The organism is Centipeda sp. (in: firmicutes) (genome assembly GCF_057271695.1).
In genome coordinates this window covers 1-15,005 of the sequence record NZ_DBHIVL010000059.1, presented here as the reverse complement: position 1 = coordinate 15,005, position 15,005 = coordinate 1, and the positions used below count along the sequence as shown (strand labels likewise).

Here is a 15,005-nt window from a genome sequence, read left to right as displayed (position 1 = left end):
GACGATGGTGATGATCGGCGGCAGAATCGACCATGCGGTTGCTGTCATGAGTTAGATACACTCCCTAAGATTTTATTTTGCCAAACCGCTTCCCATTATAACAAAAAAACAGGATTTAGCAAAACATTCGGATGAAAAATTGAAATTTCTTCAAGCGTGCGGTTCATTCGTGCACCCAAAACCTGCCCCGACGATCAGAAGAACCTGCAGATGGATAGGATCACTGCGGATACGGTGCTGTCGGATCAATCAGGCACGGATGTCGGTTCTTTTCAACGGGGAAAGATGGCATATAAATAAATTTTCCTTAGGCAGGAAAATTTGAGGGCGTGACGAAATAAGATATTATATATGATTTCAGTTTACGGCGACAGGAGGGCTGTCGTCTTTATGCGCACAGTTATGTGGGGCGTGGTGTCTCTTTCTGTTTGGGAAAGCTGGGCGCAGGGGAAAGGAGAGAATATTTTGCAGGAACAAGGGCAAAAAAGGGGAAGGGGCATCGGCTTTCAGCTGAATGCAATCACAATCATCGGGATTGTCGTTATGGTGACGATCCTTGTCTCATTCGTCGGCTACAGGGCCTATGATGAGCTCCTCGACATTGGGACGCAGGCGAAGTACAACGAATTGGGCGAACGTTCCAAGGCGGTCGTCAGCCGCTATGAGTCCGTGCTGCAGTCCGGGGAGGATGTGCGGCAGCGCATCTATACCTATATGCAGCAGCAGCCGCCCGAAGCACGCAGCCGCGAAGCTCTGAACGAAATGTTTGCCGATGCGGCTGCCTCGAATGACAATCTCTCGGGCATTGGTGTCGTGTTTGAGCCGAACGCCTTCGATGGACAGGATGCGGCACATGTCGGGGATCCACTTTCGGATGAGTCCGGGCGCGTGATGCCCTATGCGAACCGTGAGGGAAATGCAGTCGTGTTTGGGGGCTGCACGGGCTATGAGACCGCGACGTGGTATCAGAAGCCAAAGTCTACGTCAAAGCAGGTTCTCTCAGAGGCGTACTATGACGAAGTAAACGGGAAAAAAGTTCTGCTCGTCTCCATCGGTATGCCGCTCATCGTGGATGGGCATTTCGTCGGTGCACTCTCGCTCGACTTTGATGTCAGCCAGTTTCAGGAGGATCTTGCCAAGGTCAGTACGTCGGACAACATCTATCTGTTGATGGATCAGCAGGGCGATCTCGTCGCGCATGGGAGGAACCCCGAGTCGATCATGAAGAATGCCTTCACGCTGATGCAGTCTCCGGAGTCGGAGAAGCAGGATGCATTCTCGGAGTCTCCGTACAGCAAGACGCAGGTCTCGCCGAGCACGGGCATGGAGTCTGTCTACGTCTTCCACGCGGTTAAGTTTGCAGGGGTGGATGCGAAGTGGTCCATCTTCTCCATTACCGATGAGGATAAGTTCACCGGTGCCGCGCGGGATATGGTCATCTTCTCCGTTGTGCTGGCTGTGATCTGTACCGTGGTGCTCGTTATCGCACTCGCAGTGTTCATCCAGCGCCGTCTGCTCGTCCCCATCGGTGATGTGACGGAGATCCTGACGCGCTTTGCGGATCTCGATCTGGATCGGGAAAAGGGGATGAAGGCTCGTGTACACATGGCGCGTACCGATGAAATCGGCGTAATGGTTTCGTCTTTGGCGCGTATGGCAGATAGTCTGCGCGGGATCATCGGCAAGATCAACGGTGCATCCCAGTCTGTCGCGGCGACGAGCGAGGAGCTGACGGCGACGGCGCAGAACACAGCGCACTCGGCGGAGAGGGTGCGCGATGGCATCCACCATATTGCCGAGAGTGCACGCGTGCAGGTGTCCGATACGCAGGATGCCGTCAATCATACGGATGAGATTCTCCATCTGCTCGAGGACAACCGTAAGGTCATGACGGAAATGAACGAGGCGACGGAGAACATTCACAAGCGCCAAACCGAAGGTGCGGAGATTCTTGCCGATCTCATGAAGAAGTCCGCCGAGACCGCCGATGCCACACAGGAGGTTTCGCGTGTGGTCGAGGAGACGAATCAGAGCGCGGAGCGCATCGAAGAGGCGAGCGCGATGATCCAGTCCATCTCCGAGCAGACGAACCTCCTCGCGCTCAACGCTGCTATCGAGGCAGCGCGTGCGGGCGAGGCTGGTCGCGGGTTCGCGGTCGTCGCCGAGGAGATCCGCAAGCTCGCCGAGCAGTCGCGCGGCTTTACGGACGAGATCAGCGGCATCATCGGTGAGCTCAAGACGAAGTCGCAGCAGGCGGTCGATACGATGGAGGTCTCGAAGAAGCTCGTTGAGGAGAGCAACGTCAATCTCGGACGTACGCAGCGTCGCTTTGACATGATTGCCGAGGCGGTCGAAGGCGCGAACAGCGTCGTGACGAAGCTGAACACATCGGCGGAGAAGCTGACGGAGAAGAACAAGGCGATTGCCGCCGGCAGCAAGAAACTGATGGATATGGCAAAAGAGAACGATGTGACAACGGACGAGGCTGAGGCGGCTGTCGATACACAGACGCAGGCACTTGGCGATATCGCCGAGGCGAGCGAGAGCCTTGCCCAGATCGCAACGGATCTGCAGAACGAGGTTTCGCGTTTCCGCGTTTGATTGTAGGAGCGTCCCTTCGAAGGGACGTTTAGGGACGTTTGCAGCGGAGCAAATCAAAAAGGGGCGTTACACATTTGTGTAACGCCTCTTTTCATATGCACTCAGCGTAGCAGGAAGAACAGCGCGGGATAGACGAGAAAGAAGAATGCAATGCTCGTGGTGAGGAACCCCGAGATCGTGTAGTCGACGTTGAGGTGATAGAGCTTCGCCGCCGTGACAGAGTTGATTGCACCCGGTGTGACGGAGAAGACGAGGATTGCACCGAGGAGGACAGGATCGCCAACGAAGGGATAGGCAATCGCCATCATAAAGACGGGCAGGATGAGAAAGCGCAGGGCGAAGAGGTCGAGGGTGTAGGGCGCGTAACGGCGTGCACGGTGGAGGTTGACAAGTGCACCGACGGGCAGCATGCCGAACCATGCGCCGAAGTGGATCAGCCCCTCGAATGCCGCTTGGGCTGTGGGCGGGCGTTCGATGCCTGCGGCGTTGAGCGCGAGCCCTGCCGCCATGCCGAGGATGCTGAGCTGGTTCCACGAGAGGAAGATGTCGAGGAACCGCATGTGAATCTTGCCGCCGCGTCCGTGATTCTTGTGCTGCAGATAGTAGTACTGTGCCATCGGAAACACCGCGAGTACCAGCATCAGTGTCTGAAAGATGCCCATGATCTGCGCGTAGGCAAAGCCCTGCTCGCCGTAGATGATGTAGGCGCAGACACCGCCGAGGGTGGTGATGTTGGACATCATCGCATTCGCGAGGTATGCGCCGCGATCGAGGGGACTCCGATATTTTCGGATAAAGAAAGCCCAACCGATGAGGCCGGGAAAGAGGACGATGAGGATGCCGTAGATCGGGATGAGCGCGAGATCCCACGAGATCGGGAGTGTCCAGCAGCTCATGAGCGCAAGCACGGTGTAGATGACGATGACGTTCAGGCGCAGGATGCGGCTGATGAGGGCGTCCGAAATCCTGCCATGCCGATAGAGGAAACAGCCCACAATGAGCGGCGCGAGCAGGTCGGTGAAGAGATAGATGATGCGAAAATCGGGATTATCCATAGGAAATGCTTCTTTCTACCGAAACAGGAAAAATGTTACGGGGAAGAGGATCGTGAGATAGAGAACGGTGGTGACAAGGAAGACGGCAATCGTATAATCGACGTTGAGGTGATAGAGACGCGCCGTGAGCGTCGCGTTGATTGCCGCCGGGACGCTTGCAAAGATGACGAGGGCGTTCTGCACAATCGGATCGCTGATCAAAAGACGCACCGCCGCGAAGGTGACGAGCGGGACGACGAGGAAGCGCAGGAAGATCATGTCGAGCGTCAGGTAGACAAAGTGGCGCGCGCGGTGGAAGTTGATGAGAGAGCCGACAGGCAGCATAGCGAACCATGCGGAGATGTGTATGATATAGGAAAATGCCTCGGAGAGGACAGCTGGGCGCACAATACCGCCCGCGTTCAGCAGAAGTCCTGCCGCCATGCCGAGGATGCTGAGCTGATTCCATGAGACGAGCAGCCCAAGAAAGCCGCGTCCCTCGATGCGTGCCGTGCGTCCGCGTGACTTGTGCAGGAGATAGTAATACTGCGCAATCGGGAATGCCAGCAGCACGAGCACCAGATTCTGGCACGCGCCGCCGATCTGTGCGTAGGCAAAGCCGCGTTCGCCGTAGATGATGTAGGCACAGATGCCGCCGAGTGTGCCGATGTTCGAGAGCAGTGCGGAGATGAGATGTGTGCCGCGGTCGATGGGACTGTGGAATCGCCGTCCGAGGAAACGCCAGCTGAGAAAACCCGGAAAGAGAATGATGAAGGCGAAGAACGCGGGCAGCATGAGGAGGTCATGCGTGAGTGGCAGTGCCCAGAAGCTGAAGAGAGACAGCAGCGTAAAGAAGACGACGACGTTGATGCGGATGAGCCGATTGACAGCTGTGTCCGTGAGCAGCCGCCGCTGATAGAGCAGATAGCCGACGATGAGCGGCAGGATCAGATCGGTGAGGAGATAGACGAGACGCGCGTTAATGTCATCCATTGATTTCCACCACCTTCCCAAGCAAAATCGGTGGGTTCATCCTAGCACAAGTCATGGGCGTTGTAAATATCAGCAAGCCCTTTGCACATAATAGAGAAAAGAGGGAAAAGTTCGTAAGATTTTCCTGTGTGAGAGAGGAAAAAAAGCAAAGGACGGCGAATTATTATTTATGTTATTTAGTGTTTTGTTATGACCCTGCGTCTCGTGAGAGTGGATGGGTTTGTATGGGACACCGAAGGGGTGCTCCCATGGAGGAGGGGACGTTACATGGCAGTGACAGACAAGGGTTTTGGCGCATACGATGTACGCGGTATCTATCCCGATGAGGTGAACGAGGAGCTTGCCTATCGTGTCGGACGCAGTTTCCCCACGCTGTTCGGCGCAAAGAAGGTCGCCATCGGACATGACATTCGTCTCTCCGGCCCTGCGATCCGCGACGCGCTCGCAAAGGGTCTCACGGAGGCTGGCTGTGACGTTGTGGACATCGGACAGTGCGGCACGGAGATGATCTACTTTGCGACGGCGCATCTGAAGCTCGGCGGCGGTATCATGATTACGGCGAGCCACAACCCGAAGCAGTACAACGGCATGAAGTTCGTGCGTGAGGAGTCGCGTCCGATCTCGAGCGATACGGGGCTGAAGGACATTGCGGCGATGGCGGTCGGCGAGACGTACCCCGCGCCCGCAGCAGTTCCCGGAAAGATCGAGAAGGTGGATATTCTTGATGAATATGTCAAGCACATCCTCACCTATGTCGATGTGAGTAAGCTCAAGCCCTACAAGATCGTCGTCAACACGGGCAACGGCGCGGCGGGGCCCATCATCAACGCGATGGAGAAGTTCCTCCCGTTCGAACTGGTCAAGGTCTACAACGAGCCGGACGGCAATTTCCCGAACGGCGTGCCGAACCCGATCCTGCAGGAGAACCGCGAGGCGACCGCGAAGGTCGTGCGCGAGACGGGGGCGGACTTCGGTGTGGCGTGGGACGGCGACTTTGACCGCTGCTTCCTCTTTGACGAGAAGGGCGGCTTCATCGAGGGGTACTACATGGTCGGCTTCCTCTCGGAGGCGTTCCTCAAGAAGAACAAGGGCGCGAGCGTCATTTACGATCCGCGCCTTGTCTGGAACACGATCGAGATTGCCGAGGAGCTCGGCGGCACGCCCGTCATGTGCAAGAGCGGGCACGCGTTCATCAAGGACAAGATGCGTGAGGTCAATGCGATCTATGGCGGTGAGATGAGCGCACATCACTATTTCCGTGACTTCTCCTACTGCGACAGCGGTCAGATTCCGTGGCTGCTCGTAGCGGAGCTGATGAGTGCGTCGGGCGGCAAGACGCTCTCCGAGCTGATGAAGGCGCGCATGGATCGTTTTCCGACGTCCGGCGAGGTCAACAGCAAGGTCACGGATGCAAAGGCGGTCATGGATCGCATCGAGGCAAAGTACGGTGCATCCGGCAAGGTGACGAAGGTGGACGGCGTGTCCATTGAGTTCGACAACTGGCGGTTCAACCTCCGTATGTCCAACACGGAGCCGGTGATCCGTCTGAACGTCGAGACGCGTCAGGATGAGGCTCTGCTCAAGGAAAAGACGGACGAACTGCTTGCAGAGATTCGTGCCTGATAATGCATTGGTACAGGAAGGAGTGTTTTGATGAGTCTTGTACTGAAATCCGGTTTTACGTTTGACTATGACAATCTTTACGGCGAGGGCAAGGTGACAGACGCCGACCTCGCATTCTATGCAGAGGATCTCAAGAAGGCGCATGAGGCGATGAAGGTCATGCGCGAGAAGGGCTTTATCCGTGCGCATCTCTCGAAGGACGGCGAGCCGGAGAAGGTGCTCTTCTCGCAGACTCCCTACATCGAGGAGGGGCATATCAACTCGCCCGCGTCCATCGCACGCCTGAAGGAGCTCGGCAAACACGCACAGGAGAACACGGATGTCGTGATCTCGCTTGGCATCGGCGGCTCGTTCCTCGGGAACAAGGTCCTCTTCGATGTTCACTGCGGCGAGCTCTGGAACTCGCTCTCGAACGAGCAGCGCGATAACTATCCGCGCATCTATTTCAGCGGCAACAACATCGACCCGCGCCGCACGGGCGACATCATCAATCATCTGAAGGATGTCGCGCAGATCAAGAAGAAGAACGGGGCAGGGCCGCTGCGCATCATGCTCCTCGTCATCTCGAAGTCGGGCGGTACACTCGACACGATGTCCAACTTCATGGTCATGTATGACGAATTCATGAAGGCGGACAATGTCGCGGTCGAGGTGGTTGCAGTCACCGACCCGAACGAGGAGAAGCCGACGCTGCTCAAGAAGCTCGCGATGGATATGGGCTGGAAGCAGTTCGCTGTACCGGACGGTGTGGGCGGACGTTTCACCGTGTTCACCGAGGTCGGGCTGACACTCGCTGCGTGCATCGGTTTTGACATCGAGAGCTTCCTCGCGGGTGCGCGCGACATGGATCAGGCGTGCCAGAACGATGACCTTTGGCAGAATCCCGCCATGCTCAATGCTGCGCTGAAATTCGCGGCATCGGAAAAGCACGGGCGCGATATTGAGATCATGATGCCCTACGGCGACTATCTGAAATCCGTCTCCGAGTGGTACATCCAGCTCCTCGCTGAGTCCCTCGGCAAGCAGTTCAACAAGGAGGGCAAGGAGGTCTGCTACGGGCGCACTCCTGTGGTCGCCGTCGGTACGACCGATATGCACGCCCAGACGCAGCAGCACCAGGAGGGCAAGCTCAACAAGGTCGTGCAGTTTATCCGCATCGACAAGTGGGCGGATGATCTCGTGATCCCGAATGTCTTCCCCGAGGTCAAGAAGCTCGCGGATATTGCGGGTGTGACGATGGGGGCGGCACTGGAGGTCGCACGTCAGTCGAACGCCGATGCACTCGCGTCGAACAAGCGTTACAGTGCGGTCTTCGCGCTGCCGGAGCTGACGCCGTATCATCTCGGCGAACTGCTCTACATGCTCGCGATGTCCATTGCCTACGAGGGCGAACTCGCGGATGTGGACGCATTCGATCAGCCGGGTGTGGAGGCGTACAAGCGCATCATGGGACCGAAACTCCAGGCACTGAAGGGCTGAGTTTGCTGTTGAGGGAGACGTGTGTCTCCATGAGGGGGGGACTGCTGCGGCAGTCCCTTTCTATATGTGTGGGAGGTTCTTGTGATCGAAACGTGGCGGAGGTATTGGGCTGCGCTGTCGGCACGGCAGCGGGCACTTGTCGGTGCGCTGCTTCTGTGCGCACTGAGCGGCGTGTATCTCTTGCAAGCAGATTCGCCACAGCCTGTCGCCATCGTGCAGCACATTGAGAAAGCACCGCCCGCAACGGAGATCAGGGGATTATCGGCGGCGGCAAAGCGGCCTCCTCTGCGCAATCCGTTCTCGGATGCACATGAGCGCGCGCATGAGGTGTCCTCCGCGACAACGGTGGTGGAGCAAAAAGGACAAACGATGCCACCTGACCCTTCGCCTGTGCCGTCGACTCCTCCAACTGCCGCCGTTCCTCCCGTGCCGCCGCCCGCGCCTCTCGTTCTGCGCGGTGTGGTGACGGGCGCGGATGGTGTACGCATTGCGATTCTCGCACGCGGCGAGGAGGGCGCGGCACTCGGCATCGGTGAGATGTGGCAGGGATATACGCTTCGCGCACTTTCGGATCGATCCGCGACACTGGATTCTGCATCGGGGACAATCACGCTGACAAGGGAGTAGACCGTATGATGCGTTGGATGATGACGGCACTGTTTGTGGGAGTTCTGCACCTGCCTGTTCCCGCAGCCGCTGCGCCTGTGACGATCGATGTGACGGGCGGAGATGTGCGCGCTGTCCTGCTCGCTGTGGCACGCATGGGCGATCTTGCGCTCATTGTCGATGACAGCGTGACGGGGGCGGTGACAGCGCATGTGACGGGAGAGGGCGAGGAGGTGCTGCGCCTCGTCGCCGCTGCGCGCGGCATTCAGATTGAGCGGCATGGTGCGGTGTTCCTCGCGCTCGCACCCGATACACGCGCGGAGAATCGGCGCGTGTATACCTATAGCGTCCGCAATGGTGACCCCGAGGAACTCGCGCACGCTGCAAATTTATCCCTCACGGGTGAAGGAAAACGGGCAGTAGTGTCGAAAACTAACGAAGAGAGATGGAATGAGGGCTCAGACTCCGACACACAGCGGCGTGTTCTCGTCGATCGGGCAACGAATACGCTTCTCTTTTATGGGACGGAGTCTGAGGCTCTTTCCGTGCGCGAAATTATCTCGGCACTCGATGTCGTCCCCAAACAGGTATCTCTCGAGGCACGGGTTGTCGCCGTCTCCAAGCAGGCGGCAAAGGAACTCGGTGTTGATTGGACGTGGTCGGCACTGCCGCAGTACCCACGCGTTCGGCGCAATGACAACGGCAGTTGGGAGGTCAGTGAACGCAATGCGGGAACGGGCGGGACAAGTGCTCCGGGCATCATTCGCTTTGGTAGAGGACCCGAGGGGCTTCCCTATGAGTTCTACTACACGGCGGCGATTCGTGCACTTATCACGGACGGCAGGGCAAAGATGCTCGCACGTCCGAACATTACGACGGTGCAGGGGCATGAAGCGGTCATCAACATCGGTGCAGAAGTACCCGTGCCGCGCGTGTCGACATCGAACAGTGTGACAACGAGCGGCGTTGAGTACCGTGAGGCAGGGATCATTCTGCGCTATACGCCGCGTGTCACCGCAGACGGCAACATTGTCGCACGTGTGCATACGGAGGTCAGCACGCCCGTCTACGTCGATGAACTCAAGGCATATCGCTTCCAGAAGCGGAGCGCGGACACCACCGTCCGCCTCCGAAATGGCGAAACGATGGTGATCGGCGGACTTATCGACAGCGACGAGTCGCGTTCTCTCGCGAAAATTCCGTTTCTCGGCGATCTGCCCATTCTCGGTGCGTTCTTCCGCTCTGTGCGGACGAGCAAGACCGAGACGGAACTTATGATTTTTCTCACAGCGCACGTGCTGGATGAAGGATAGGGGAGCACTGATACGTGCAGTATCACAGTGTTTCCCATAATTGCAGGATGCAATGGAAAAGAGGAGATGTCAGTGGCAATCAGGATATTACTTGCAGACGATCACGCGCTGCTGCGGCAGGGAATCAAGCGCGTACTGAACTTCGAAGATGATCTGGAGGTCGTCGGTGAAGCGGAAGACGGGCAGGAAGCCCTTGCGCGTACACTCATGCTGAAGCCCGACATCCTCCTTCTCGATATCAATATGCCGGGACTCACGGGGCTTGAGGTCACAAAGCAGCTCAAGCAGGCGCGTGCACGGACGAAGATCATTGCACTCACCATTCATGACAGCGACAACTACGTGCTCGAACTCCTCAAGAACGGTGCGCTCGGCTACCTGCTCAAGGATGTCGAGCCGAATGTCCTTATCAAGGCGATTCACATGGTCAACGAGGGCAATCCGTTCGTCTATCCGAAACTCGCGGAACGTCTCTTTGGCAGCGCGGCAGTCTACGGCGATGTCAGCCGCATGGCAAAGGAGATCTGGGACGAGAGCCGCGGCGAACGCCTCACCCCGCGTGAGATGGACGTGCTCGGCTGCATTGCAAAGGGGCTTTCGAATCAGGACATCGGCAAGGCACTCGGACTGAGCGAAAAGACGGTCAAAAACCACCTTACGAGCATCTTCCACAAGCTCAAAGTCAACGACCGCACGCAGGCACTCGTCTACGTCCTCAAGAATAAGATTGTTACGCTGGAGTAACACATAAAGTGGCTCGCACACAATGATGGTGCGAGCCATTTCTTTTGCCGTGTTTCATTGGTGTAACTCGTGGATTTCAGCCTTGACAATATCTTTTTTGTTACATAATATGGTAATAGCAGAGGAAATGAGGGAGATTCATGAGCATCATCAAGAAAGAAGTGCGCGCTGAATACATCACGCTGATTCAAAAACTTCGTCTCATTGATGACACTTTTTTCAATGTCTGTTTCGATAACAACATCGAGGGAATGCAGCTTCTTCTACGCATATTCCTTGCACGTGATGACCTGACGGTAAAACGTGTAGTCACGCAGCAAAGCGCAGACAATCTCTACGGGCGTGGCGTGCGCTTCGATGTGCTGGCGGAGGACAGCGAGGGAAAACTTTACGACTGTGAAGTTCAGCGGGCAGTTGAGGGAGCGATTGCGCGTCGGGCACGGTATAACAGCGCGATGCTGGATGCGCGTGAACTGCCCAAAGGCATGGAGTTCTCGGAGCTGCCTGAGACGTGGGTCATCTTCATTACGGAGAATGATATATATGGAGCAGGGCATCCGCTTTACCATGTGGAACGGATTGTTCAGGAACTGCAGCGACCATTTGATGATGGCGCGCATGTCCTCTATGTGAACGGAACGAATCGTGCGGATACACCGCTTGGGCGTTTGATGCAGGACTTTTTCTGTGAGCGTCCGGAGCGAATGAATTATAAGGAGCTTGCCGAAAGGGCAGACTATTTTAAGGCAGAAGCAGAGGGGGTTAATGCCATGTGCGAACTGATGGAAAAATTTGGTGAGAAGAAGATGGAAGAGGGCCGCGAAGCCGGACGTGCTGAAGGTCGTATGGAAGGACGTATGGAAGGGCGTATGGAAGGGCGTATGGAATCGGCGCGTGCAACGGCTGCGGCTCTGATTGCCCTAGGAAAGCTGACGGTTGCGCAGATTGCCGCAGCGACTCAGCTCCCGACGGAAGAGGTGGAGCGGCTTGCGTCTGTAAGTGGAGCGTAAGCTATGAAAAAAATTATCATTTGTCGATAAAAACGGAACGTGCTATAATATCCGGCATGAGGTGAATTTTATGCCGGAAATTTTCCAAGGACTCATGATACCGTTCATTGGCACGGCACTCGGTGCGGGCTGCGTCTTTTTCCTGAAAGGGGCACTCAACCGCACGGTGCAGCGCGGTCTGACGGGCTTTGCCGCAGGCGTCATGGTGGCGGCGTCGATCTGGAGTCTGCTGATCCCGGCGATGGAGGGCGCGGCTGACATGGGACAGTACGCTTTTGTCCCTGCAGTCGTCGGCTTTTGGGCGGGAACGATCTTCCTACTCGCGCTTGACCATATCATCCCACATTTGCACATGAATGCGGAGAAGGCAGAGGGGCCGCACAGCCGACTCTCACGGACGACGATGCTCTGCCTTGCAGTGACGCTCCACAACATTCCCGAGGGAATGGCGGTCGGTGCAATCTACGCGGGCTGGCTGAGCGGCAGCGAGGGAATTACGATCGGCGCGGCACTCGCCCTCTCACTCGGTATTGCAATCCAAAACTTTCCTGAGGGCGCGATCATCTCCATGCCGCTGCGTGCGGCAGGAATGGGGAAGTGGCGCGCGTTTGGCGGCGGCGTGCTCTCGGGCGCAGTTGAGCCGATCGGTGGCGCACTCACGATTCTTGCGACCGCATTCATTGTGTCGATTCTGCCCTATGCGCTCGCGTTTGCGGCGGGCGCGATGCTCTATGTCGTGGTGGAGGAGCTGATCCCGGAGATGAGCGAGGGCGAGCACTCCGATGTGGGGGTTATCTCGTTTGCAGCGGGATTCTCGCTCATGATGATGCTTGATGTTGCACTCGGATAAACAGAAAAAGAGCCGTTGGCGTTGCCAAACGGCTCTTTTTCCTGGAAAGGGATGCGCGCAGGTCGGGAAAAACCTGCGGCTTGAGAAATGGGATGTAAGGGTTATTTGCCTTACAAGAGGAACGCAGGGAGACGTTCCTATAGAGGGATGATCAACGGGGGAAAATGTCGGGGAGGACGTTTCTTGTTCCCCGTTGACATCTGTATTATATCATATTATTTTTGAAAAATTTGTAACCCAGGTCACACAATAGGAAAAAAGATATACTAATAACGGGTTTTTTCCGACTCTTTCGTGTATACAAATAAGAAGGCACATATTAAAGAAGCACTGATAAATTCAGCCGCATCATCTTGAAGCATCTTTTTTGCCCGAACTTCGCCCTCGATCCTCCACATAGCCCTTGCTATGCGTCCGGCTTTCCTCCTTGTTCGGACGAGAAAATCTACGCCAATCTGACGGACTTCACTTTATCAGCGATTCCTTAAAAATTTTCTTGCCAAAGTCATTGATAATTGACTTTACGCACAGCTCGCGCATTGCTTTTTTATGTGAAAAAACGTATAATATTGAGAAGGAGAATACGCGCGTTTGATTCGCGTATTCGGAGGGGATGCTCCCTTTGTATTGGTGATGAGGAGGAATATTCATGCGTGATTACTTAAGAATCGCTCAGGTTATCGGTCGCGAGATCATCGACTCGCGCGGCAATCCGACGGTCGAGGCGGAGGTCGTTCTCGAGGACGGCACGATTGGCCGCGGCGCAGCTCCCTCGGGCGCATCGACGGGCGAGTTCGAGGCTCTCGAACTGCGTGACGGCGACAAGTCGAAGTTTGGCGGCAAGGGCGTCTCGAAGGCTGTCGAGAATGTGAACACGACGATTGCATCCGCACTTGCCGGCATTGAGGCGAGCGACATCTACGCAGTCGATCAGGCGATGTTCGATGCAGACGGCACGAAGGATAAGTCCAAGCTCGGCGCGAATGCGATTCTCGCGGTTTCGATCGCGGCATCGGATGCGGCGGCAAAGTCGCAGGATATCCCTCTCTATCGTTTCTTCGGCGGACTTCAGGCGAACGTTCTGCCTGTTCCGATGATGAACATCCTCAACGGCGGCGCACATGCATCGAACTCCGTTGATACGCAGGAGTTCATGATTATGCCGGCAGGTGCACCGACGTTCCGCGAGGCACTGCGTTGGTCGACCGAGGTGTTCCACTCCCTGCAGTCCCTCCTCAAGAAGGCGGGCAAGACGACGGCGGTCGGCGATGAGGGCGGCTTTGCTCCTGATCTCGACTCCGATGAGGACACGATCGAGCACATCCTCAAGGCGATTGAGAACGCCGGCTACAAGCCCGGCGAGGATTTCGTCCTTGCGATGGATGCGGCGTCGTCCGAGTGGAAGGATCGCGAGAAGGGCAAGGGCTTCTATCATCAGCCGAAGTCCGGCAAGAAGTTCACGTCCGATGAGCTCATCAAGCATTGGGAGTCCCTCGTTGACAAGTACCCGATCTACTCCATCGAGGACGGTCTGGATGAGGAGGACTGGGACGGCTGGAAGGCGATGACGGCAGCACTCGGTCACAAGGTTCAGCTCGTTGGCGACGATCTCTTCGTCACGAACACGGAGCGTCTGAAGAAGGGCATCGACCTCGGCGCAGGCAACTCCATCCTCATCAAGCTCAACCAGATCGGCTCTGTTTCCGAGACGCTTGAGGCAATCAAGATGGCGCACAAGGCGGGCTATACGGCGGTTACGTCGCATCGTTCGGGCGAGACCGAGGACACGACGATTGCCGATCTCGCGGTTGCACTCAACACGGCGCAGATCAAGACGGGCGCACCGTCCCGTTCCGAGCGCGTCGCGAAGTACAACCAGCTCCTGCGCATCGAGGAGCAGCTCGGCGGCAGCGCGGTCTATCCGGGCAAGCGTGCGTTTAGCTTCATGAAGTAAGATCTTCCATTACGGATGAAAAATCCCCCGCTGCGGCGGGGGATTTTTGTGTTATAGGATTTCGACAATCTCCACCGCAGGTTTTCGCTGCGTGTGACGTGCCGACGGAACGCCCTTCTCTGTGGCGTAGCCGATGGGGAAGATGGCAATGAGGTCATAGTCTGCCATCAGAGGGAATGCCTCCTTGAGTTTTGGCGCATCGAAATGTCCGACCCACGTCGAGCGCAGTCCCTCATTGTGAATGGCGAGCATGATGTAGGTTGCGACGATGCTTGCATCCACGTCGGCGAAGTTGCGTCCGTCGTATTGCCGCACCCATGCGTCTTCGTGCTTTCCGCCGACAACGAGGAAAACACCCGCACCGAAGGTGTAGTTTGTCGTCTCCGCGAGCTTTGCCCGTGCCTCGGGGCTCTCGACCGCCCAGACCTTGAACGGCTGCTTGTTGACGGCGGTCGGTGCGACACGCGCTGCCTCGAAGATGCGCCCGAGCACCTCGTGCGGGATCTCTCTGTCCGAGAGGGCGCGGCAGGAGAATCGATCCTGTATGAGCTCGTTAAATTCCATAAGATTACCTCCTTACATGAACCTCTTAAAGTATAGCACAAGTCGGCAGAAATCGGCGGGATTTTTTGGAACATCGCGTTCACATGGAGGAAATCGAAGGTGGAAAGCGAATTGTATCAATGCAGAAGAACAGAAGAAATACTGACACATGAGGTTTTGCGCGTGAAATGAGGGGGATTTTTCGATGGCGAATTGTCAAGTCAAGTGCAACACCTTATTGAAAAAGACTTCATA

12 protein-coding genes are annotated in these 15,005 nt (G+C 56.4%); 9 read left to right on the top strand and 3 right to left on the bottom strand.

Features of this window, described 5'->3' with window-relative positions:
- Positions 1-390 precede the first annotated feature (390 nt).
- Positions 391-2,601: a methyl-accepting chemotaxis protein gene (locus tag ACO6BQ_RS09325; RefSeq protein WP_489120596.1), complete on the top strand. Its 2,211-nt coding sequence runs from the start codon at positions 391-393 to the stop codon at positions 2,599-2,601.
- Between the two features lie 101 nt (positions 2,602-2,702).
- Here the strand turns inward: ACO6BQ_RS09325 and ACO6BQ_RS09320 are convergent, their stop codons facing one another.
- Positions 2,703-3,656, bottom strand: coding sequence for an AEC family transporter (locus ACO6BQ_RS09320; protein WP_489120595.1), 954 nt, complete (start codon positions 3,654-3,656; stop codon positions 2,703-2,705).
- A 15-nt stretch (positions 3,657-3,671) separates the two neighbouring features.
- Entirely contained in the window at positions 3,672-4,628 is a 957-nt protein-coding gene (locus ACO6BQ_RS09315) for an AEC family transporter (protein WP_489120594.1), read from the bottom strand.
- Between the two features lie 267 nt (positions 4,629-4,895).
- Between ACO6BQ_RS09315 and ACO6BQ_RS09310 the strand changes: the two genes are divergently transcribed.
- The 8 genes from ACO6BQ_RS09310 (at position 4,896) to eno (ending at position 14,207) form a co-directional block, all read left to right on the top strand.
- Positions 4,896-6,251: a phosphohexomutase domain-containing protein gene (locus ACO6BQ_RS09310; protein ID WP_489120593.1), complete on the top strand. Its 1,356-nt coding sequence runs from the start codon at positions 4,896-4,898 to the stop codon at positions 6,249-6,251.
- A gap of 30 nt (positions 6,252-6,281) precedes the next feature.
- Positions 6,282-7,730: a glucose-6-phosphate isomerase gene (locus ACO6BQ_RS09305; protein WP_489120592.1), complete on the top strand. Its 1,449-nt coding sequence runs from the start codon at positions 6,282-6,284 to the stop codon at positions 7,728-7,730.
- A gap of 81 nt (positions 7,731-7,811) precedes the next feature.
- Positions 7,812-8,357, top strand: coding sequence for a hypothetical protein (locus ACO6BQ_RS09300; protein WP_489120591.1), 546 nt, complete (start codon positions 7,812-7,814; stop codon positions 8,355-8,357).
- A gap of 5 nt (positions 8,358-8,362) precedes the next feature.
- Entirely contained in the window at positions 8,363-9,649 is a 1,287-nt protein-coding gene (locus tag ACO6BQ_RS09295; protein ID WP_489120590.1) for a type II secretion system protein GspD, read from the top strand.
- Positions 9,650-9,721: 72 nt separating this feature from the next.
- Positions 9,722-10,393 carry a response regulator gene (locus ACO6BQ_RS09290; RefSeq protein ID WP_489120589.1) on the top strand — a complete coding sequence of 224 codons (672 nt, stop codon included), beginning with the start codon at positions 9,722-9,724 and terminating at the stop codon, positions 10,391-10,393.
- A 140-nt stretch (positions 10,394-10,533) separates the two neighbouring features.
- Positions 10,534-11,403 carry an Rpn family recombination-promoting nuclease/putative transposase gene (locus ACO6BQ_RS09285; protein ID WP_489120588.1) on the top strand — a complete coding sequence of 290 codons (870 nt, stop codon included), beginning with the start codon at positions 10,534-10,536 and terminating at the stop codon, positions 11,401-11,403.
- A 70-nt stretch (positions 11,404-11,473) separates the two neighbouring features.
- Positions 11,474-12,253 (top strand): ZIP family metal transporter, encoded by a 780-nt coding sequence (locus tag ACO6BQ_RS09280; RefSeq protein WP_489120587.1) that lies wholly within the window; start codon positions 11,474-11,476, stop codon positions 12,251-12,253.
- A gap of 649 nt (positions 12,254-12,902) precedes the next feature.
- On the top strand, positions 12,903-14,207 hold the full coding sequence (eno, locus tag ACO6BQ_RS09275; RefSeq protein WP_489120586.1) for a phosphopyruvate hydratase: 1,305 nt from the start codon (positions 12,903-12,905) through the stop codon (positions 14,205-14,207).
- 51 nt (positions 14,208-14,258) lie between these two features.
- Here eno and ACO6BQ_RS09270 read toward each other — a convergent pair whose 3' ends face one another.
- A complete protein-coding gene (locus tag ACO6BQ_RS09270) occupies positions 14,259-14,771 on the bottom strand; it encodes a nitroreductase family protein (RefSeq protein ID WP_489120585.1) in 513 nt (170 codons plus the stop codon).
- Positions 14,772-15,005: the final 234 nt, after the last annotated feature.